The organism is Pseudomonas sp. PGPR N4 (genome assembly GCF_059693665.1).
In genome coordinates this window covers 73,483-95,213 of record NZ_JCAUKV010000003.1, presented here as the reverse complement: position 1 = coordinate 95,213, position 21,731 = coordinate 73,483, and the positions used below count along the sequence as shown (strand labels likewise).

The 21,731-nt window shown below is 61.9% G+C and carries 18 protein-coding genes; 16 read left to right on the top strand and 2 right to left on the bottom strand.

The window, feature by feature from the left end; genetic code table 11:
* The first annotated feature begins 244 nt into the window (after positions 1 to 244).
* The 8 genes from AC58X1_RS14205 (at position 245) to AC58X1_RS14170 (ending at position 10,825) form a co-directional block, all read left to right on the top strand.
* Positions 245 to 1,870, top strand: coding sequence for an ABC transporter substrate-binding protein (locus AC58X1_RS14205; RefSeq protein ID WP_181108492.1), 1,626 nt, complete (start codon positions 245 to 247; stop codon positions 1,868 to 1,870).
* Between the two features lie 210 nt (positions 1,871 to 2,080).
* Entirely contained in the window at positions 2,081 to 3,673 is a 1,593-nt protein-coding gene (locus AC58X1_RS14200) for an ABC transporter substrate-binding protein (RefSeq protein ID WP_497429020.1), read from the top strand.
* 111 nt (positions 3,674 to 3,784) lie between these two features.
* Positions 3,785 to 5,161: an OprD family porin gene (locus tag AC58X1_RS14195; protein ID WP_497429019.1), complete on the top strand. Its 1,377-nt coding sequence runs from the start codon at positions 3,785 to 3,787 to the stop codon at positions 5,159 to 5,161.
* A 70-nt stretch (positions 5,162 to 5,231) separates the two neighbouring features.
* On the top strand, positions 5,232 to 6,830 hold the full coding sequence (locus AC58X1_RS14190) for an ABC transporter substrate-binding protein (protein ID WP_150570800.1): 1,599 nt from the start codon (positions 5,232 to 5,234) through the stop codon (positions 6,828 to 6,830).
* Positions 6,831 to 6,931: 101 nt separating this feature from the next.
* The gene (locus AC58X1_RS14185) at positions 6,932 to 7,942 is read left to right on the top strand and encodes an ABC transporter permease subunit (RefSeq protein ID WP_101316749.1); all 1,011 of its coding nucleotides are present in this window, start codon (positions 6,932 to 6,934) and stop codon (positions 7,940 to 7,942) included.
* 9 nt (positions 7,943 to 7,951) lie between these two features.
* Positions 7,952 to 8,878: an ABC transporter permease subunit gene (locus AC58X1_RS14180; protein WP_181108495.1), complete on the top strand. Its 927-nt coding sequence runs from the start codon at positions 7,952 to 7,954 to the stop codon at positions 8,876 to 8,878.
* 10 nt (positions 8,879 to 8,888) lie between these two features.
* Positions 8,889 to 9,857 (top strand): ABC transporter ATP-binding protein, encoded by a 969-nt coding sequence (locus tag AC58X1_RS14175; RefSeq protein ID WP_101316747.1) that lies wholly within the window; start codon positions 8,889 to 8,891, stop codon positions 9,855 to 9,857.
* Positions 9,857 to 10,825 (top strand): peptide ABC transporter ATP-binding protein, encoded by a 969-nt coding sequence (locus tag AC58X1_RS14170; RefSeq protein ID WP_101316745.1) that lies wholly within the window; start codon positions 9,857 to 9,859, stop codon positions 10,823 to 10,825. Before AC58X1_RS14175 ends, AC58X1_RS14170 begins: the two co-directional genes overlap by 1 nt.
* Positions 10,826 to 11,063: 238 nt before the next feature.
* Here AC58X1_RS14170 and AC58X1_RS14165 read toward each other — a convergent pair whose 3' ends face one another.
* Positions 11,064 to 12,008, bottom strand: coding sequence for a hypothetical protein (locus tag AC58X1_RS14165; RefSeq protein ID WP_497429018.1), 945 nt, complete (start codon positions 12,006 to 12,008; stop codon positions 11,064 to 11,066).
* 234 nt (positions 12,009 to 12,242) lie between these two features.
* On the opposite strand from AC58X1_RS14165, the gene AC58X1_RS14160 reads away from it, so the two are divergent.
* From AC58X1_RS14160 to AC58X1_RS14145, 4 genes are all read left to right on the top strand, one after another.
* A complete protein-coding gene (locus AC58X1_RS14160; protein WP_150570797.1) occupies positions 12,243 to 13,052 on the top strand; it encodes an AraC family transcriptional regulator in 810 nt (269 codons plus the stop codon).
* Between the two features lie 63 nt (positions 13,053 to 13,115).
* Complete coding sequence (locus AC58X1_RS14155) at positions 13,116 to 14,522, top strand: NAD(P)/FAD-dependent oxidoreductase (RefSeq protein ID WP_101322950.1); 1,407 nt, start codon at positions 13,116 to 13,118, stop codon at positions 14,520 to 14,522.
* 33 nt (positions 14,523 to 14,555) lie between these two features.
* The gene (locus tag AC58X1_RS14150; protein ID WP_101316739.1) at positions 14,556 to 14,897 is read left to right on the top strand and encodes a cupin domain-containing protein; all 342 of its coding nucleotides are present in this window, start codon (positions 14,556 to 14,558) and stop codon (positions 14,895 to 14,897) included.
* Between the two features lie 57 nt (positions 14,898 to 14,954).
* A complete protein-coding gene (locus AC58X1_RS14145) occupies positions 14,955 to 16,034 on the top strand; it encodes a polyamine ABC transporter substrate-binding protein (protein ID WP_101316737.1) in 1,080 nt (359 codons plus the stop codon).
* Positions 16,035 to 16,072: 38 nt separating this feature from the next.
* Here AC58X1_RS14145 and AC58X1_RS14140 read toward each other — a convergent pair whose 3' ends face one another.
* Positions 16,073 to 17,656 (bottom strand): peptide chain release factor 3, encoded by a 1,584-nt coding sequence (locus AC58X1_RS14140; protein WP_101316735.1) that lies wholly within the window; start codon positions 17,654 to 17,656, stop codon positions 16,073 to 16,075.
* 513 nt (positions 17,657 to 18,169) lie between these two features.
* Here AC58X1_RS14140 and AC58X1_RS14135 point away from each other — a divergent pair.
* The 4 genes from AC58X1_RS14135 to AC58X1_RS14120 are packed head-to-tail and all read left to right on the top strand — an operon-like array spanning position 18,170 to position 21,600.
* Positions 18,170 to 18,856, top strand: a complete 687-nt coding sequence (locus AC58X1_RS14135; protein ID WP_219860630.1) for an ABC transporter permease — start codon at positions 18,170 to 18,172, stop codon at positions 18,854 to 18,856.
* A gap of 13 nt (positions 18,857 to 18,869) precedes the next feature.
* Positions 18,870 to 19,796 (top strand): glycine betaine ABC transporter substrate-binding protein, encoded by a 927-nt coding sequence (locus AC58X1_RS14130; protein ID WP_497429017.1) that lies wholly within the window; start codon positions 18,870 to 18,872, stop codon positions 19,794 to 19,796.
* Positions 19,793 to 20,446: an ABC transporter permease gene (locus AC58X1_RS14125; protein ID WP_101316729.1), complete on the top strand. Its 654-nt coding sequence runs from the start codon at positions 19,793 to 19,795 to the stop codon at positions 20,444 to 20,446. Before AC58X1_RS14130 ends, AC58X1_RS14125 begins: the two co-directional genes overlap by 4 nt.
* Positions 20,443 to 21,600: an osmoprotectant ABC transporter ATP-binding protein OsmV gene (locus AC58X1_RS14120; protein ID WP_101316727.1), complete on the top strand. Its 1,158-nt coding sequence runs from the start codon at positions 20,443 to 20,445 to the stop codon at positions 21,598 to 21,600. The genes AC58X1_RS14125 and AC58X1_RS14120 overlap by 4 nt, the downstream gene beginning before the upstream one ends.
* The last annotated feature ends 131 nt before the right edge of the window (positions 21,601 to 21,731 follow it).

Below are 21,731 nucleotides of genomic sequence, written 5' to 3'. Positions count from 1 at the left end.
CCCCAATGCGGCGCTTCCTCCTTGACATCCCGCTGCGCAACATATGGCAAAAAGCCGCCATCTTCGCCGCGCAAACGATCAACTTCGCTATTAATTACACCTAGGCGACATTATCGTACGCTCGTTCCACATTCCGCTTGCCAGCTATCCCCCACACTGTTGCATTGCCAATCTGCCGCGCATAAAGATCGATGGGTCGGCTCACAAGGCCATCTCAGCTAAAAATGACAACAATGAGGCCATCATGCTCAAACATGCAGTCATTCCGCTTTTATTCGGCGCAGGTTTGCTCGCCGGAGCGCCGTCGGCCAGCGCCGCGAGCAACCTGGTGTTTTGTTCGGAGGGTAGCCCGGCAGGCTTCGATCCTGGTCAGTACACCACTGGCACCGATTTCGACGCTTCGGCCGAGACCATCTTCAATCGCCTCAGCCAGTTCGAGCGCGGCAGCACCAAGGTGATTCCGGGTCTGGCGACCAGCTGGGACGTCTCCGACGACGGCAAGACCTGGACCTTCCACCTGCGTGAAGGGGTCAAGTTCCACACCACGCCGTACTTCAAACCGAGCCGCGACTTCAATGCCGATGACGTGCTGTTCACCTTCCAGCGCATGCTCGACAAGAACCACCCGTTCCGTAAGGCATACCCCAGCGAATTCCCTTATTTCACCGACATGGGCATGGACCGCAACATCGCCAGCGTCGAAAAAATCGATGAGCACAGCGTACGTTTTACCCTCAATGAGGTAGATGCAGCGTTCATCCAGAACATGGCGATGAGCTTTGCCTCGATCCAGTCAGCGGAATACGCCGATCAACTGCTAAAGCAGGGCAAGCCGGCCGACATCAACCAGAAGCCGATCGGCACCGGCCCGTTCGTTTTCAACAAGTATCAAAAGGACGCGCTGATCCGTTTCAAGGGCAACAAGCAGTATTGGCAAGCCGGTGAGGTCAAGCTCGACAACCTGATCTTCGCCATCACCACCGACGCCTCGGTGCGCATGCAGAAGCTCAAGCGTAACGAGTGCCAGGTGACACTGTTCCCGCGACCGGCCGACATCCAGCCGCTCAAGGCCGACAAAGACCTGCAGATGCCTGACCAGGCTGGCTTCAACCTGGGCTATATCGCCTACAACGTGATGGACCAGATCAAAGGCAGCAACCAGCCCAACCCGCTGGCCCAGCTCAAGGTTCGCCAGGCCCTGGACATGGCGGTGAACAAGCCGCAGATCATTGAATCGGTGTACCAGGGCGCCGGCCAGCTGGCAGTCAATGCCCTACCGCCGACCCAGTGGTCTTACGACAGCAGCATCAAGGACGCCCCCTACGACCCGGAAAAAGCCAAGCAGCTGCTCAAGGAGGCCGGCATCAAGGAAGGCACCGAGATCACCTTGTGGGCCATGCCCGTGCAGCGCCCATACAACCCCAACGCCAAGCTGATGGCCGAGATGCTGCAGGCAGACTGGGCCAAGGTTGGCATCAAGGCCAAGATCGTCAGCTATGAATGGGGTGAGTACATCAAGCGCTCCAAAGGCGGCGAACAGGGCGCCATGCTGATCGGCTGGAGCGGTGACAATGGCGACCCGGACAACTGGCTGGGCACCTTGTACGGCTGCGATGCGGTCGACGGCAACAACTTCTCCAAGTGGTGCTACAAGCCCTATGACGACCTGATCAAGCAGGCCAAGGCCACCCCTGACCAAGCCAAGCGCAGCGAGCTGTACCAACAGGCGCAGCACATCCTCAAACAGCAGGTGCCGATTACCCCGATCGCTCACTCGACTGTGTACCAGCCGATGCGCAGCACAGTGCAGGACTTCAAGATCAGCCCGTTCGGCCTCAACTCCTTCTACGGCGTAAGCGTCGCCAAATAACCCCGCCAGGCCCACTGCCAGCCCTTGGCAGTGGGCGCTGTAATCAGGCCATCGGACGGATCCCCCACTTCCGTCGGAAAATCCCTACAGCCCTTGGGGAAATCACAACCTGTCGCCTCCTTCCCTCCCGACGTAACGTCAGGAACGAGCAATTGTTGCCGCTCCAGCGCCCCCGCTGCGGCTGACATTGGATGAGGAGAAGGATCTGCCATGCGCCATATTCCGCTGTATTCGGTTGTATTAGGCCTGGGCTTGCTGACCCAGGCATCGCTCAGCCATGGCAACAGCCTGGTGTTCTGTTCCGAGGGCAGCCCGGCCGGCTTTGACACCGCCCAGTACACCAGCGCCACCGACAATGACGCCGCCGAACCGATCTACAACCGCCTGGTCGAGTTCGAGCGCGGCGGCACCGCAGTGCAACCGGCGCTGGCCGAAAGCTGGCAGGTCAGCGACGACGGCCTGCATTACACCTTCAACTTACGTGCGGGAGTGAAATTCCACAGCAGTTCAACCTTCAAGCCAAGCCGCGACTTCAACGCCGATGACGTGCTGTTCACCTTCCAGCGCATGCTCGACCGTCAGCACCGCTTCCGCCTGGCGTACCCCAGCGAGTTTCCCTACTTCGTCAGCATGGGCCTGGACAAGAACATCGCCAGGATCGAAAGCAACGATCCGCTGAGCGTCAACTTCACCCTGAATAGCGTCGATGCAGCGTTCATCCAGAACATCGCCATGAGCTTCGCCTCGATCCTCTCCGCCGAGTATGCCGAGCAGCTGCTCGCCACCGGCCGCCCGACCGACATCAACCGCAAGCCCATCGGCACCGGGCCGTTTGTGTTCAGCAAGTATCAGAAAGACTCGCAGATCCGCTACAAGCGCAACGCGCACTACTGGGCGCCTGAGCAAGTGCAGCTGGACAACCTGATCTTTTCGATCAACGTCGACCCGTCGGTGCGGATGCAGAAGCTGCGGCGTAACGAATGCCAGGTGACCCTGAATCCAAGGCCTACCGACCTGCCGATGCTCAGCACTGACGACAACATGCAGGTGTTGAGCATGCCGGGCTTCAACCTCGGCTATATCGCCTACAACACTCAGCACGCGCCGTTTGACCAGTTGCAGGTGCGCCAGGCCATGGACATGGCGGTCAACAAGCAGGCGATCCTGCAGGCGGTGTACCAGGACGCCGGGCAACTGGCCGTCAATGCCATGCCGCCGACGCAATGGTCGTACGACACCAGCATCAAGGACGCCCTCTACGACCCGGCCAAGGCCAAGCGCCTGCTGGACGAGGCCGGGGTCAAGCCCGGCACCGAAATCACCCTCTGGGCCATGCCCGTGCAGCGTCCTTACAACCCCAACGCCAAGTTGATGGCAGAGATGCTTCAGGCCGACTGGAACAAGCTCGGCTTCAAGGTGCGCATCGTCAGCTACGAGTGGGGTGAATACGTCAAGCGGATGAAAAGTGGCGAGCATGACGTTGCCCTGATCGGCTGGACCGGCGACAACGGCGACCCCGATAACTGGCTGGGCACGCTTTACAGCTGCGCCGCCATCGGCAGCAACAACTACTCGCGCTGGTGCGATCGCGAGTACGACCAACTGGTCCAGCAGGCCAAACAGGTCACCAACCCCGCCCAGCGCAGCGCGCTGTATCAACAGGCCCAGCAGCGCCTCAAGCAGCAGGTACCCATTACCCCGGTAGCACATTCGACGGTCAATCAGCCGCTCAGCACTCGGGTCCAGGGCTTCAAGGTCAGCCCATTTGGCCGCAATGACTTCACTGGCGTCAGCGTCGATTGAGCCGCTGCGCCCGCCCTCTTCGCGGACACCCCGCGTCCTCCGGCAACACCGCAACCACCCCGCGCTCACAAGGCGCGGCGATAACTAAAAAAATACAATGGAGCTGTAGCCATGAAACTACCCGTAACCACTGCACTGGCACTGTCGCTAGGTGCGTTCTGCACGGCCGCCCAGGCCGACACGCTCGGCGATGAGTTCTTCACCCTCAAGCTCAGGCCCAGTGCCCAGGCCGACGCCAGCGGCTTTTTCGACGGCCAAAGCGTCACCGGCAGCACCCGCAACTGGTATGCCCGCGAACGCGCAGCACGCGCGCCGCTGTGGAAGTACAGCAAAAGCGACGGCAGCCGCCACGACACGCATAGCCGCAGCAACTGGCTGCAGGGCAGCATCCTCAACTACAGCTCAGGCTTCACCCAGGGCACCGTCGGCTTCGCCGCAGAAGTGGCGGCCTACAACGCTGTAGCCCTGGAGCGCGACCGCCGCTCGGTGGCCGGCCCCAACAACCGTACCCTGACCCACAGCAATGGCGACCCGCTCGACCAGTGGAGCAAAGCCGGCCTGGCCAATATCAAGGCGCGGATTTCCAACACCACCCTGACTGCGGGCCGCCAGTCGCTCGACACACCAATGCTGGCCAGCATCGGCAACCGTGCTCTGCCCTCGAGCTTTCAAGGCGTCAGCCTGCACAGCGCCGAATTCGACAAGCTCTCGTTCGACTTCGCCAGCTTCGACCGAGTCTCGCCACGTACCGAACAAAGCTTGAGCAAGTTCCGCAGCGAGTATGGCGCTGCTGGCCTGGAAACCGACCGCGCCAGCACCGTCGGCCTCAACTATCAGCCGCTGCCCAACCTGAGCGCCAGCCTGTACGCGGCCAAGGTGGATGACTTCTGGAACCAGTACTACTTCGGCGCCAACCATGTGCTGGGAGACAGCGCAAGCCTGAGCCTGACCAGCGCCCTGCACTACTACAAAACCAAGGACGAAGGCCGCAAGAAGCTCGGTAAAATCGATAACGACACCTACAGCCTGTCGCTGGGACTGACTCATCAGGCGCACAGCCTGACGGCGTCCTGGCAGCAGGTCATGGGCAACGAGTATTTCGACTACCTGCATGAAACCAACGGCATCTACCTGGCCAACTCATTACTCTCGGACTTCAACGGCCCCAACGAGAAATCGCTGCAGTTGGCCTATGTCCTGAACATGGCTTATTACGGCGTGCCCGGACTCAAGTTCAACCTGTACAACGCCCGCGGCTGGGGCATCGACGGCACCCACTACCGCGGTACGGCCTATGACGTGCGCGGTGTGGACGGCGAGACCCACTACGAGTGGGGTGTCGGCAGCAGCTATGTGCTGCAGAGCGGCCCATTGAAAGACACCAGCATCCGCGCTACCTATACCACCCACCGGGCCAGCAAGGCGCAGTCCGACGGCAGCCTGGATGAACTGCGCATCGTCACCACCATCCCTTTCAACATCCTTTGACCGTAGCCGCCGCGGCTCGCTGAGGCCGGCCGTGGCGGCTACGCTGGATCATTCATAGCAGGGAGGTTGCATGACATCTCTATCCCTACGCGCTGCCCTGGCAGCCCTGTTGACCCTCGCCGCAGCGGCAAACGTTGCGGCCAAGCCGCTGGTGGTGTGCACCGAGGCCAGCCCTGAGGGCTTCGACATCGTTCAGTACACCACCGCAGTGACTGCCGACGCTTCGGCCGAGACCGTGTTCAACCGCCTGGTCGATTTCAAACCCGGCACCACCGATATCCAGCCAGCGCTGGCCGAGCGTTGGGAGATCAGTGCCGATGCCCTGACCTACACCTTCCACTTGCGCCCAGGGGTCAAATTCCACAGCACCGATTACTTCACGCCGACGCGCGACTTCAACGCCGACGACGTGCTCTGGAGTTTTCGCCGTCAGCTCGATCCGAACCATCCCTGGCACAACAAGACCAGTGTCGGTTATCCGTACTTCGAGAGCATGGCGTTCAGCAAACTGATCAAGTCGGTCGAGAAGACCGATCAGCTCACCGTGGTCTTTACCCTCAATCGGCCGGAAGCGCCGTTCCTGCGTGACATGGCCATGGCCTTCACCTCGATCTACTCCGCCGAATATGGCGATCAGCTACTCAAGGCCGGCACCCCCAACCTGCTCAACAGCAAGCCGATCGGTACCGGTCCGTTCATCTTCCAGCGTTATCGCAAGGATGCTCAGGTGCGCTACAAGGCCAACCCGGAGTATTTCCGCGGCAAGCCGCCGGCTGACCCGCTGATATTCGTGATCGCCACCGACAACAACGTGCGGGTCCAGAAACTGCACGCCAATGAATGCCAGGTCGCGCTGCATCCCAAGCCTGACGATGTGCCTTTGATCAGGCAGGACAAACGCCTGAAGGTGGCAGAGCTGGAAGCGCTGGTCACCGGCTATATCGCCATGAATACCCAACGCAAATACCTCAGCGATGTGCGCGTGCGCCGCGCGATCAACCTAGCCTTCGACCGCCAGGCGCATGTCGACCAGTTGTTCGGCAAAGGCAACGCGCTGATGGCGGTAAACCCTTATCCGCCAAGCATGTCCGGCTTCAATACCGACAACCACAACCCACCTCGTGATCTGGACAAGGCCCGCGCGTTGCTGGCAGAGGCCGGAGTGCCGCCCGGCACCGCGCTCACCCTGTTCACGCGCAACGGCGGCGGTCCGACCAACCCCAACCCGCGCTTGTCTGCCGAGATGCTCCAGGCAGACCTCGCTCAGATCGGCATCAAGCTTGAAATCCGCGTGATGGAGTGGGCCGAGATGCTGCGCCGGGCGAAAAACGGCGAGGCCGATCTGGTCTCTACAGGCTGGGGCAGCGACAACGGCGACCCGGACAACTTCCTCACTCCGCTGCTCAGCTGCGATGCGGCCAAAAGCGGCGAGAACTATGCACGCTGGTGCAACTCTGAGTTTCAGGCACTGATCAGTCAGGCGCGCACCGTGATCGACGAAGATCAACGGGCAAACCTCTATTTCAAGGCCTTGGCGGTGTACGATGGCGACCAACCCTGGATCAGCATGGCCCATCCGAAAGTGTTCACGGCCATGCGTGCGAATGTGGAGGGTTATCAGCTCAACCCTCTGACCAACAATAACTTTGCCACAACCCGGGTGGAGTAGCACGACAACAATGACCGCTGGCAGCCTGCACGGGAGCCGGCGGCGCAATCCGGACCAGCCGCCCCGATGGCGGGCTGGCCGGCTGATGAGGTACACCAAGCATGTTGAGTTTTATTGCCCGACGTCTGGGCCTGCTGATTCCGACGTTCTTCGGTATCACTCTGCTGACCTTTGCCCTGATTCGCCTGATCCCCGGCGACCCGGTCGAAGTGATGATGGGCGAACGCCGGGTCGACCCTGAAATGCACGCCCAAGCTATGGAGCGCCTGGGCCTGAACAAGCCGCTGCCGGTGCAGTACCTGGACTACATCGGCAAGCTCGCCCAGGGCGATCTGGGTGAATCGCTGCGTTCTCGCGAGAGCGTCTGGAGCGAGTTCACCACGCTGTTCCCGGCGACCCTCGAACTGGCCCTGGCGGCGCTGTTCTTCGCCGGCGTCGTCGGTTTGCTCGCCGGCGTGATCGCCGCCCTCAAGCGCGGTTCGCTGTTCGATCACGGGGTGATGGGGCTTTCTCTGGCCGGCTACTCGATGCCGATCTTCTGGTGGGGCCTGATCCTGATCATGTTCTTCTCGGTGAGCCTTGGCTGGACGCCGGTATCCGGGCGCATCGATCCCTTGCTGGATATTGAGCCGCGGACCGGCTTCATGCTCATCGATAGCCTGCTCAGTGACGAAGAAGGCGCGTTCAAGGATGCGCTCATGCACCTGATTCTGCCGGCCATCGTGCTTGGCACCATTCCACTGGCGGTAATCGCCCGCATGACCCGCTCGTCGATGCTCGAAGTGCTGCGCGAGGACTACATCCGCACTGCCCGCGCCAAGGGCCTGTCGCCAGCGCGGGTGGTGTTCGTGCATGGCCTGCGCAATGCGCTGATCCCGGTGCTGACGGTGTTCGGCCTGCAGGTCGGCGCGTTGCTGGCAGGCGCGGTCCTGACCGAAACCATCTTTTCCTGGCCGGGCATCGGCAAATGGCTGATCGAAGCCATCGGCGCCCGTGACTATCCCGTGGTCCAGAACGGCATCCTGCTGATCGCCTGCCTGGTCATTCTGGTCAATTTCGTCGTGGATATTCTCTACGGCCTGGCCAATCCACGTATCCGTCACCAGCGCTGAGGCCCCGTCATGAGCAGTAATACGCGCAACACCGTGACCGCGCCCAGCCCGGTCGATCAAAGCCTGCTGTACCCGTCACCGTACAAGGAATTCTGGCAAGCGTTCGCGCGCAACAAGGGCGCGGTCGCAGGCCTGGCATTCATGACCCTGGTGGTGTTCTGCGCGCTGTTCGCGCCATGGGTTGCACCGCACAGCCCGAGCGAGCAGTACCGCGACTTCCTGCTGACCCCGCCGGTGTGGCTCGAAGGCGGTACCTGGCAGTTCATCCTCGGCACCGACGAGCTTGGCCGTGACCTGCTGTCGCGGCTGATCCAGGGCGCGCGCCTGTCGCTGCTGATCGGCCTGTCGTCGGTGGTGATTTCGCTGATCCCGGGCGTGCTGTTCGGCCTTTTGGCCGGGTTCTTTCCGCGGATTCTCGGGCCGTCGATCATGCGCCTGATGGACGTGATGCTGGCCCTGCCTTCGCTGCTGCTGGCAGTGGCCATCGTCGCGATCCTCGGCCCTGGCCTGATCAATACCGTGATCGCCATCGCCATCGTTTCGCTGCCGGCCTACGTGCGCCTGACCCGCGCCGCGGTGATGGGCGAACTCAACCGCGACTACGTCACCGCTGCCCGACTGGCCGGCGCCAGCCTGCCGCGGCTGATGTTCGTCACCGTGCTGCCGAACTGCATGGCGCCGCTGATCGTGCAGGCGACCTTGAGCTTTTCCTCAGCCATCCTCGATGCCGCAGCACTGGGCTTTCTTGGCTTGGGTGTGCAACCGCCAACGCCTGAGTGGGGCACCATGCTGGCCTCGGCCCGCGACTACATCGAACGCGCCTGGTGGGTGGTGAGCCTGCCCGGTTTGACCATATTGCTCAGTGTGCTGGCAATCAACCTGATGGGCGACGGACTGCGCGATGCGCTGGACCCGAAACTCAAGAACGCCGCCTGAGGACCACGCCATGTCGCTATTGCAGATCAACAACCTCAATGTGCGCTTCGGCGATGCCTCGGCAGTGCCGGTGGTGGATGGCCTGGACCTGGCGGTCGATGCCGGCGAGATCGTCGCCATCGTCGGCGAGTCCGGCTCGGGCAAGTCGGTGACCATGATGGCCCTGATGGGCTTGATCGACGCCCCCGGCTGGATCACCGCAGACACCATGAGCTTCGCCGGCACCGACATGCTCAAGCTCAGTGGCCGCCAGCGGCGCAAGATCGTCGGCAAGGACATCGCGATGATCTTTCAGGACCCGATGACCGCGCTCAATCCCAGCTACACGGTCGGCTTCCAGATCGAAGAAGTACTGCGCCAGCACCTCGGTTTAAAAGGCAAAGCGGCCCGGCAACGGGCCCTGGAGCTACTCGAAAAAGTCGAGATTCCGGCTGCCGAAAGCCGCTTGCAGGCCTACCCGCACCAACTTTCCGGCGGCATGAGCCAACGTGTGGCGATTGCCATGGCCATCGCCGGTGAGCCCAAGCTGCTGATTGCCGACGAGCCGACCACGGCGCTGGATGTGACCATTCAGGCGCAGATCATGGAGCTGCTGGTCAACCTGCAGCAGGAGCGCAACATGGCGCTGATCCTGATCACCCATGACCTCGCCGTGGTGGCCGAAACCGCCAAGCGGGTCTGCGTGATGTATGCCGGCCAGGCCGTTGAAGTTGGTCAGGTGCCTGAACTGTTCGACGTGCCCGCGCATCCCTACAGCGAAGCCTTGCTGGCGGCTATCCCCGAGCACAGCATCGGTGCCGAACGCCTGGCCACCCTGCCCGGCATCGTCCCCGGCCGCTATGACCGGCCGCAGGGCTGCCTGTTGTCGCCGCGCTGCCCGTATGTGCGCGACAACTGCCGCACGCAGCGACCAGCGCTCGAGCCCAAGAGCCAGAGCCTGGCGCGCTGCTTCTATCCACTGAACCAGGAGGTGGCGTGATGACTGCCGTACTCAGCGCACGTGACCTTACCCGCCATTACCAGGTTTCTCGCGGCCTGTTCAAGGGCCATGCCCTGGTGCGGGCACTCAATGGCGTGTCGTTCGAGCTCGAAGCGGGCCAGACCCTCGCGGTGGTCGGCGAGTCGGGTTGCGGCAAGTCGACCCTGGCCCGCGCCCTGACCTTGATCGAAGAACCCACTGCCGGCTCGTTGCAGATCGCAGGCACCGAAGTCACTGGCGCCAGCAAGGAGCAGCGCAAGCAACTGCGCCGTGATGTGCAGATGGTGTTCCAGAGCCCGTATGCCTCGCTCAATCCGCGGCAGAAGATTGGTGACCAGTTGGCCGAGCCATTGCTGATCAACACCTCGCTGAGCAAGCAGGAGCGCCGCGAGAGAGTTCAGGCAATGATGCAGCAGGTGGGTTTGCGACCGGAGCATTATCAGCGTTATCCGCACATGTTCTCGGGTGGCCAGCGCCAGCGCATTGCCCTGGCCCGGGCGATGATGCTGCAGCCAAAGGTGCTGGTGGCGGATGAGCCGACATCGGCGCTGGATGTGTCAATCCAGGCCCAGGTGCTGAACCTGTTCATGGACCTGCAGAAGGAATTCAACACCGCTTACGTGTTCATCTCGCACAACCTGGCGGTGGTGCGGCATGTGGCTGATCAGGTGTTGGTGATGTATCTGGGCAGGCCTGCGGAGATGGGGCCGAAGGCGGATATCTATGACAAGCCGCTGCACCCTTATACCCAGGCGTTGTTGTCAGCGACCCCGGCGATTCATCCAGACCCGTTGAAGCCGAAGATTCGGATTGTGGGTGAGCTGCCCAATCCGTTGAATCCACCAGATGGCTGTGCCTTTCACAAGCGTTGCCCGTATGCCACGGAGCGGTGCAGCAAGGAGGTGCCGGCGTTCCGGCAGGTGGGGACGCGGCAGGTGGCGTGTCATTACGCGGAGCAGTTTCTTTAGATAGCTGGGGCTGCTTCGCAGCCCTTTTGCGACACAAGGCCGCTCCTACAGACGCCGCGAGATAACGAAATACGCGGTCTGAGCTGTAGCAGCGGCCTTGTGTCGCGAAAGGGGCGCAAAGCGCCCCCCGGTTTTATCAGTGCATGAAGATCGCGATCAAAATGATCACAGGGATCGGTACCCCAATCATCCAAAGCAGAATCGAGCGCATGGTAGTTCTCCTGGTCAGTTCAGTTGATTAGCGAATCGGCGCGCTGTTGGTGTGAACGGTACGGCGACCGACATAAGCCGCGTCGTCGACGTCGATCCAGCGAGCCTGATCACGCTGACGGCCACCAAACAGGGCAGCAAGGCAGGCGAAGAACGCGCCGCAAAGCAGGCCGATGAAGGTCCACAGAGCGGTCCAGGCAGCGACCTTGGCGGCGGTATCAGCGGCTTCTTGAGCAGCTACCTTGGCTTTCTGTGCATCCTGCTGCACTTCGGTATAGATCTGGTCGACGCGAGCTTCGGCCTCGGCCTGAGTCAGGCGGGTACGTTGAGCAACCAATTGCGCCAGGTAGGTACGGTCATCAGCAGACAGAGCACCGTCGTTGGCTACGGCACGGGCAACGATGCGACCGGCAACTGCGGTAGCAGCGTCGTCTGTTACAGGCGCTGGGCCTTCGCTGCGGAACAGGTTGTCGATGTAATAACCCATTGGGTCAGCATCGGTCTTGCCCACTACTGCGGTCGCAGCAGTAGCCGCGCCGCCCACTGCAGCTGCACCGGCCTGCGCGCCAGCGCTGAGGACGTTGCCGAGCATGCTGACGATCAGCACTGCGGTTACCAGAGTCGCCACAGCCCACGCCAGGAAGCCATGCGCGGTGTCGCGGAAGTACACTTCATCAGCATGCAGATTGGCCCACTTGACCCGCAGGCGACCGGCAACATAGCCACCGGCGCCCGATGCAATAATCTGCGTCAGCAGCAGCCAGATAATGGTCGAGATACCCAGCGCCTTGGCACTGGCACCCTCATGGGCCCATGGCGAAGTTGCAGCGAAGCCCAGGCCCGCGCCCAGGATCATCAGGATCAATGAAAGGGCCGCAGCAGCAGCGGCACCGGCGAAGATCGCCGCCCAGGACACGCCCGAATGGTTCGAGGCATCGGCGGCAGTGGGTGATAGCTCGGCAGTGGTAATCATGTGGCAGCGCCTTTTGTAGTTAGCAACGGTTCCGTTTGCTTGCACTTGCACTAGTGCAGACACTGTGCCAATTGCGACAAAAAATGACATCTATATAAATCAACTACTTACAAAAAAACGTATAGGGAAGATCGTGCATAAAACCCGAATGGCCATATACCACTCAGGGTTTCTGCAATGGGGCCTCGGCAACGCGCACTTGCCCGGCGCTGAGCGGCCCGGCACCATCACCCCATGACATCGATTACCCTGCCCGACGGCCCCGCCCAGACGCCCGTTACAGCCGACACCGTGCTGCGCTATCACCTGTGCTGGAAACACCGCGACCTCGACGGGGTGATGGCCCTGTATCACCCCGACGTCGAGTACCACGACTTCTTCCAGAACCGTGTAATGGGCCATGCCGAGCTGCGCGAGTACGTACGCGCCTGCCTGCCCCGTGAAGCAGGCGAAGACATCATTCACAGTGACCGCATCAGGGTCGACGGCTGCACCGCTTTCATCCAGTACGAGGTCACGGTGCAGGGCGGCGATGGCCTGACTGCGTTTCACTCCAGTGAGGCGATCACCGTCAAGGACGGCTTGATCTGGCGGGTCAACGAATACGCCACACTGGTCCGTCAGGGCAGCAAGAGCATCAGCAACGGCGGCCTGCGTCCTGCCACCAGCCGGCTGGGCCTGTCACCGCGTCAGCTGAGCACCATGGCACAGGATCTTGAGCATTACTTTCAGCGCCAGCGGCCCTACTTGGACCCTGAGCTGGACCTGCAACAAGTGGCCAAGGACAGCGGCTACAGCCGCAATCAGATTTCCTACCTGCTTAATCAGGTGCTCGGCCAGAGCTTCTATCGCTACGTCAACCAGGCGCGTCTGCAGCACCTGCTGGCCGGGCTCGACGGCAGCAGCGGCGGTGCCACCATGGATGCGCTGGCGTTCGGCGCCGGTTTCAACTCGCTGTCAGCATTCTACAAGGCGTTTCGCGAGCACACCGGGCTGTCGCCCAAGGCTTACGTAAAACAACTTTCGCTGCGTGCACGCACGTAAGACAGCCGCCGCCAGCACAACCTAGGATCAGCCACAGACCTTACCGATGTGGAGCTGCACCTGATGCAACCCTGGCGCACGATCAGCCTTTGGATGGACCAGCTCGACGAGCCCCTCGACGCCCGCCCGGCCCTGGCCAAGGACCTCGATGTCGACGTGTGCATCATCGGCGCCGGCTACACCGGCCTGTGGACCGCTTATTACCTGAAACAGCAGGCGCCGCAGTTGAGCATTGCCATTGTCGAAGCCAACATCGCCGGCTTCGGTGCCTCCGGGCGCAACGGCGGCTGGCTGATGGGCAACCTGCTGGGCGAAGACCGCCTGCTCGCTACCCTGTCGCCGCAGCTGCGCCGCGCCAGTATCGACCTGCTGCATGGCATCCCTGACGAAGTGCACAACGTGCTGCAGCATGAAGGCATCGACTGCGACTACCGCAAAGGTGGCGTACTGTACTGCGCAGCGCGGTATCCGGAGCAGGAGCGCAGCCTGCGTGCCCACCTCGACGAGCTCTACCGCCAGGGCATGAACGAAGACGACTACCGCTGGCTGCGTCCTGAACAACTGGATGCACAGCTGCGCGTTAGCAGCCCTTACGGGGCGATCTTCAGCCCGCACACCGCCACCATCCAGCCGGCCAAACTGGTGCGCGGCCTGGCCCGAGCGGTCGAGCGCATGGGCGTGACCATTTACGAGAACAGCCCTGCGCTTGATCTGCAGCCTGGCATGGTGCGCACGCCCCATGCCAACGTCCGCGCCCATTGGCTGGTGCCGGCCGTGGAGGGTTACGCAGCCAGCCTGCCGCCGCTAGGCAAGCACCAATTGCCGGTGCAGAGCCTGCTGGTCGCCACCGAGCCGTTGCCGGAGTCGACCTGGGAGCAGATCGGCCTGAACCAGGGGCAGGCCTTCAGCGAGAACAGCCGCCAGGTCACCTACGGCCAGCGCACAGCCGACAACCGCCTGGTGTTCGGTGCGCGTGGTGGCTATCGCTTTGGCGGCCGCCTGCGCGAAGACTTCAACCTCAAGGACCACGAGATCGAGCTGCGCCGCTATCTGTTTGGCGAGCTGTTCCCGCAGCTGAAAAACGCCCGTATTACCCATTCCTGGGGCGGCAACCTAGGCATGGCCAGGCGCTTCCGCCCGCACATGCTGTGTGATCGTCAGCGCGGCATCGCCCTCGCCGGCGGCTACGGCGGCGAAGGTGTAGGCGCGACCAACCTGGGCGGGCGCACCCTGGCGGCGCTGATTCTTGGCCAGCACAACCAGCTGACCGCACAGCCCTGGGTACACGACAACTGCCCGCTGACGAGCCTGGCGAGCTGGCCGCCCGAGCCCTGCCGCTGGCTGGGCTACAACGCGATCATCCGCAGCTTCGTCCATGAAGACCGCACCCTCGCCAACCCTGCCAGCGCCCCCTGGCGCCGGCGCCTGGCCAGCGGCGTGGCCGACTTCATGGAAGGCTTCATGCACTGACTTGCCCTTTTCTCAACACAGGATTCACTGGTCATGAACATCACCCAGTTCAAACACACCGACAGCGCCGTACTCGAGGAATCCAACCCGGTCGCCGTGCCGCTCGGGGAGCCAGTCGCCGTGACGTCGGTGACCAGCGTCGAACGCAGCGATGGGGTCGAAACCGGTATCTGGGAGTGCACCCCAGGGCGCTGGCGCCGGCAGATCGTGCAGCAGGAGTTCTGCCATTTCATCAAGGGCCGCTGCACCTTCACCCCTGATGGAGGCGAACCGCTACTCATAGAAGCCGGAGACGCACTGATGCTACCGGCCAACAGCACCGGGATCTGGGACATCGAAGAAACCGTGCGCAAGAGCTATGTATTGATTTTCTGATCGCTGATCGCCTCTGCCGTCCTTCGATAACAACACACAAAGCAAGGTACCCCGGACATGCGCACGCTTCTAATCGCTCCCCTGATGCTCGCCGCTTGTGTCAGCAACGCCGCCGAGTCGGTAAAGATCTACAACTGGTCGAGCTACATCGCCCCCGATACCCTGAAGAACTTCCAGCAGGCCAGCGGCATCGTGCCGACCTATGACGTGTTCGACAGCAACGAGACCCTCGACGGCAAGCTGATGACCGGCAACTCCGGCTATGACGTGGTGTTCCCGTCGAACCACTTCATGGCCCGGCAGATCCAGGGCAAGGCCCTGAAGAAGCTCGACAAGAGCCAACTGCCCAACTGGCAGAACCTCAATCCGGTACTGCTCAAGGCGCTTGAGGTCAATGATCCGGGCAACCAGTATGGCTTCCCCTACCTGTGGGGCAGCACCGGCATCGGCTACAACATCGACAAGGTCAAGGCGGTGCTCGGCGACAACGCGCCGGTCGATTCCTGGGACCTGATCTTCAAGCCCGAGTACATGAGCAAGCTCAAGAGCTGCGGTGTGGCGGTGCTCGACAACGGCCCCGAGCTGCTGCCGATTGCCCTGCACTACCTCGGCCTGCCGCACCACAGCCAGGATCCGAAGGACTACGAGAAAGCCAAAGAACTGCTGATGAAGGTGCGCCCGTACATCAGCTACTTCCACTCATCCAAGTACACCGGCGACCTGGCCAATGGCGACGTGTGCGTGGTGGTTGGCTTCTCCGGCGATGTGCTGCAGGCGAAGAATCGCGCCGAAGAGGCCAAGAACGGCGTCAAGGTTGGCTATTCGATCCCCAAGGAAGGTGCGCCGATGTGGTTCGACATGGTCGCCATGCCAGCCGATGCGCCCGACGAGAAGCAGGCCTACGCCTACATGAACTACCTGTTGCAGCCTGAGGTGATGGCCAACATCAGCAACCATGTGCAGTACGCCAACGGCAACCTCAAGGCCGACACGCTGGTCGACCCTGCACTTAAAAGCAACACGATGATCTACCCGAGTGACGATGTGATGGGCAAGCTATACGCACTGGAGGCGATGCCCGCCAAGATCGACCGCATTCGCACTCGCCTGTGGACCAGTATCAAAGCCGGTAACTGAACAGCATTGGGGCCGCAGATGCGGCCCCAATAATCAGATCAGTGATGTTCCCGCGTGGCGCGGAATTTCACGTCCGGCCAGCGCTCTTCCATCAGCGCCAGGTTGACCCGGGTCGGGGCGAGGTAGGTCAGGTGACCGCCGCCATCGACGGCGAGGTTTTCCACGGCCTTGGTCTCGAATTCCTCGAACTTCTTCTTGTCGTCGCAGCTGATCCAGCGCGCCGACCAGACCGTGATTGGCTCGTAGCCGCACTCGACCTTGTACTCTTCCTTCAAGCGGCTGGCGACCACGTCGAACTGCAGCACACCGACCGCACCGAGGATGATGTCGTTGCTGCGCAGCGGGAAGAACACCTGGGTCGCGCCTTCTTCGGCGAGCTGCTGCAGGCCCTGGCGCAGCTGCTTGGATTTGAGCGGGTCTTTCAGCCGCACGCGGCGGAACAATTCCGGGGCGAAGTGCGGGATGCCGGTGAAGCCTAGGCTTTCGCCTTCGCTGAAGGTGTCGCCGATCTGGATGGTGCCGTGGTTGTGCAGACCGATGATGTCGCCGGCAAAGGCTTCTTCCAGTTGCTCACGCTCGGAGGAGAAGAAGGTCAGGGCGTCGCCGATGCGTACGTCCTTGCCGGTGCGCACGTGGCGCATCTTCATGCCCTTTTCGTACTTGCCCGAACAGATGCGCATGAAGGCGATGCGGTCGCGGTGTTTCGGGTCCATGTTCGCCTGGATCTTGAACACGAAGCCGGTGAATTTCTCTTCGACCGGCTCGACGGTCCGCTCGTTGGCTACGCGCGCCAGCGGGCGTGGCGCCCAGTCGACCACAGCGTCGAGCACATGGTCGACACCGAAGTTGCCCAGCGCGGTACCGAAGAACACCGGAGTCAGCTGGCCGTTGAGAAACTCTTCCTGGTTGAACTCGTGGCAGGCGCCTTGAACCAGCTCCAGTTGCTCAAGGAAGCGATCGTACTCGTCACCCAAGTGCGCGCGGGCTTCATCGGAGTCGAGTTTCTCGATGATCTTGACCTCGGTGCGCTCGTGACCATGGCCTGGGGTGTAGACGATGATGTAGTCGCCGGCCAGGTGGTAAACGCCCTTGAAGTCGCGGTAGCAACCGATCGGCCAGGTGATTGGCGCGGCCTTGATCTTGAGTACCGCTTCGATCTCGTCGAGCAGCTCGATCGGGTCGCGGATGTCGCGGTCGAGTTTGTTGATGAAGCTGACGATCGGCGTGTCACGCAGACGGCAGACGTCCATCAGGGCGATGGTGCGTGGCTCGACGCCTTTACCACCATCGAGCACCATCAGGGCCGAGTCGACCGCGGTCAGGGTGCGGTAGGTGTCTTCCGAGAAGTCTTCGTGGCCCGGGGTGTCGAGCAGGTTGATCATGTGTTCGCGGTAAGGGAACTGCATGACCGAGGTGGTGATGGAGATACCGCGTTGCTTCTCCATTTCCATCCAGTCGGAGGTGGCGTGGCGGTCGGACTTGCGCGACTTCACGGTACCGGCGACGGCAATGGCCTTGCCCATCAGCAAGAGTTTCTCGGTGATGGTGGTCTTACCGGCGTCGGGGTGGGAAATGATTGCGAAAGTGCGGCGCTTCGCGACTTCGGCGGCCTGGTTGGTCATGGGAAATCGCCTGAATGGGGATCGAAAAAAGGGCGCAGATTATACCCGAAACCGCCCATAGACCCAAACACAGCCGCAGCGCCCTGCCCAGCGGCGTAAGCCATCAGCCAATGCCTGGCCAGCCGAGTTTTTTGCAGCCACACAGGCAAATGTCCACGAAGCGGCCCAGCGTAGGTATTTCAACGCCTGCAGAGGATAAATCCGCTGTTTTTGTCGCGCCATGAATTGGCCTTGCCAGTGATTAACACTGGCCAACTGCCGCCGTAGATGGGAACCTTTGCGTCCCCGGAGACGTCCACCCCCTGCTGACCATTGCAGTTTGGGGCTGGTAATACCTGCATTTTCGAGCCCGACGGGGCTTGGCTCATGGCATGTCCGCGCAGCTTTGCTGAGCGCCACGCTGCTACTCGCGATCACTCTGCCCGCCGCCTGCACTGGCCGCGCTGCGCAGCACTGTTCGCCGACGACAAGAAAAGGAGTCCACCTGTGGCTAGACGCTACGGAAAAGGGCTGATGGGATGGGCCACCGCGCTTGTCATCCTGGCCCTGCTGATCCACTGGATCGGCCTTGATACGATCGCGCGTTATCGCGACGATCTGTGGTTTTACCTGCAAGCGCACCTTGTGCTGGTGCTGGCTTCGATGGCGGCGGCGTTGGCCGTGGGCATCCCCGCCGGGATTGCCTTGAGTCGACCGCACCGGGTCGACAAAGCCGAGCGCTTCATGCAGTTCTTCAACGTAGGCAACACCATCCCTCCCCTGGCCGTACTGGCCATCGCCCTGAGTTTTCTGGGCATCGGCGCAGGCCCGGCGATCTTCGCGCTGTTTCTCGCCTCCCTGCTGCCAATCGTGCGCAACACCTACGAAGGCCTGAAAAACGTCCCTGCCTCACTCAAGGAAGCCGCTACCGGCATCGGCATGACTCCGCGCCAGCAACTCTGGCAAGTCGAACTGCCCAACGCCGTGCCGATCATTGTCGGCGGCGTGCGGGTTGCTCTGGCGCTGAATGTCGGCACCGCGCCGCTGGCGTTTCTGATCGGCGCCAACAGCCTTGGCAGCCTGATCTTCCCTGCCATTGCCTTGAACAATCAGCCACAGCTACTGCTCGGCGCGGCCTGCACGGCGGCGTTGGCGTTGTTGCTGGATGTGCTGGTGAGTTTCTCCAGCAAACGCTGGCTGGAACGCGGTCTGGCTCAATAAGTAGAGGGAACCCATGAGAAAAACCATCGCCTTGTTGCTTGGCGCGGGCCTGCTGTTGGCAGGATTTGCCCAAGCGGCGGAAAAACCGCTGATTCGCATCGGTGCCCGGGTGTTCACCGAACAGACGGTACTCGCCGAAATCACCGCGCAATACCTGCGCGCCAATGGCTTTGCCGTGCGCGTGACCGGCGGCCTGGGCAGCAGCCTGGCGCGCCAGGCGCAAGAGACCGGCCAGCTCGATTTGATGTGGGAATACACCGGTGTGTCGCTGGTCTCGTACAACCATATCGACGAGCGCATGACCAGTGCCGAAGCGACCTACGCCAAGGTCAAACAGCTAGACGCGAAAAAGGACCTGATCTGGCTGACCCCGTCGCGGTTCAGCAATACCTACGCCCTGGCCCTGCCCAGCAAGGTCGCCGAAAAGTATCCGCAGGTGCGCAACATCAGCCAGCTCAATCAGGTGCTGCGTGACGAGCACAAGCGCAAGCATCTGGTCGCGCTGGACACCGAGTTCGCCAATCGCCCGGATGGCCTGGTGGGCCTGAAAGAGCTGTACGACCTGCAGGTCGGCCGCGCCAACATCCGCCAGATGGACGCCGGCCTGGTCTATACCGCGCTGCGCAACGATCAGGTGTTTGCCGGCCTGGTGTACACCACAGATGGTCGCCTCAACGCGTTCAATCTGACCTTGCTGGAAGACGACAAGCACTATTTCCCCGACTACACCGCTGCGCCGGTGGTACGTAAAGCGGTACTCGACGCCAACCCGCAACTGGCCACCCTGCTCAAGCCGCTGGCCGAGCAACTGGACGACGAGACCATGCGCCAGCTCAATGCCAAGGTCGACGTCGAACACCAGAGCCCGTCGGTGGTTGCCGCTGCATTCCTGCGTGAGCACCCGCTGCCCGGCACTGCCGACAAAGAGGTACAGCCATGAGCCTGTTCGATACCTTTGCCCACCTCGACTGGGCGCTGGTGCTGCAGCTGACCTGGCAGCACATCACCCTGGTCGGCATCGCGGTCAGCCTGGCGATTGTCTTCGGCGTGCCGCTGGGCATTCTGATGACACGCTTCCCGGTCCTGGCCGGCCCACTGCAGGCCAGCGCCACGGTGCTGCTGACCATTCCCTCGATTGCCTTGTTCGGCCTGCTGCTGCCGTTCTACTCCAAGTTCGGCCAGGGCCTGGGCCCATTGCCGGCGATCACGGCGGTGTTCCTTTATTCACTGCTGCCGATCCTGCGCAACACCTACCTGGCCCTGACCAACGTCGAACCGGGCATCCGTGAAGCCGCCCGCGGTATCGGCATGACCTTCGGCCAGCGCCTGCGCATGGTCGAGCTGCCGATCGCCGTGCCGGTGATCCTCGCCGGGGTGCGCACCGCCGTGGTGATGAACATCGGCGTAATGACCATCGCCGCGACCATCGGCGCCGGTGGCCTGGGTGTGCTTATTCTGACTTCCATCAGCCGCAGCGACATGTCGATGCTGCTGGTCGGCGCGGTGCTGGTGAGCCTGCTGGCGATTGTCGCCGACCTGCTCCTGCAAGCCCTGCAACGTGCCCTGACTCCACGAGGACTGCGCTCATGATCGAATTGAAGAACCTCAGCAAGACCTTCCATGCCAACGGCAAGGACGTCAAAGCCGTCGACTCGGTCAACCTGACCGTCAACGAAGGCGAAATCTGCGTGTTCCTCGGCCCGTCGGGCTGCGGCAAGAGCACCACCTTGAAGATGATCAACCGCCTGATCACACCGACCTCAGGCCAGGTGTTCATCAACGGTGAGGACACCACCGGGCTGGACGAAGTCAGCCTGCGCCGCAGCATCGGCTACGTGATCCAGCAGATCGGTCTGTTCCCCAACATGACCATCGAAGAGAACATCACCGTAGTGCCGCGCCTGCTCGGCTGGGACAAGCAGCGCTGCCACGACCGCGCGCGCGAACTGATGAGCATGATCAAGCTTGAACCCAAGCAGTACTTGCAGCGTTACCCGCGCGAGTTGTCCGGTGGCCAGCAACAGCGCATCGGCGTGATCCGCGCACTGGCCGCAGATGCGCCGGTATTGCTGATGGATGAACCGTTCGGCGCGGTCGACCCGATCAACCGCGAGATGATCCAGAACGAGTTCTTCGAGATGCAGCGGGCGCTGAACAAGACCGTGATCATGGTCAGCCACGACATCGACGAAGCGATCAAGCTGGGTGACAAGATCGCTATCTTCCGCGCGGGCAAGCTGCTCCAGTTGGATCATCCGGATACCCTGCTGGCGCACCCGGTGGACGACTTCGTCAGCAACTTCGTCGGCCAGGACAGCACCCTCAAGCGGCTGCTGCTGGTGCGCGCCGAGGACGCCGCCGACAACGCGCCGTCGGTCAGCCCGGAAACACCAGTGGCCGATGCGCTGGAGCTGCTCGACGAGCACGACCGCCGCTACGTGGTGGTGACCGACGCGGCGAACAAGGCGCTGGGCTATGTGCGCCGCCGCGACATGCACCGGCAACAGGGCACCTGTGCTGACTTCCTGCGTCAGTTCAACGCCACCGCTTCGCACGATGAGCACCTGCGCATCCTGTTGTCGCGGATGTACGAGTTCAACCGGGCGTGGTTGCCGGTGCTGGACGCCGAGCAGGTGTTCCTTGGCGAGGTGACCCAGGAGTCGATTGCGGCCTACCTGAGTTCGGGGCGCTCTCGCGGTGCCAAGACCAGCATCGTCTCCCCGGCCGAGACGGTGGCTTCCTGAATCAACGGGGGCGTCTGTGATCGGGCGCCCCCGCTGTAGTAACAAAAAATTTATGCTTTTTTTGGCCACTCGCAGGCACTGACTGTGTGGCCATAAATGTGAACACTCCCTGCCTCGACGTGTGATCCAGC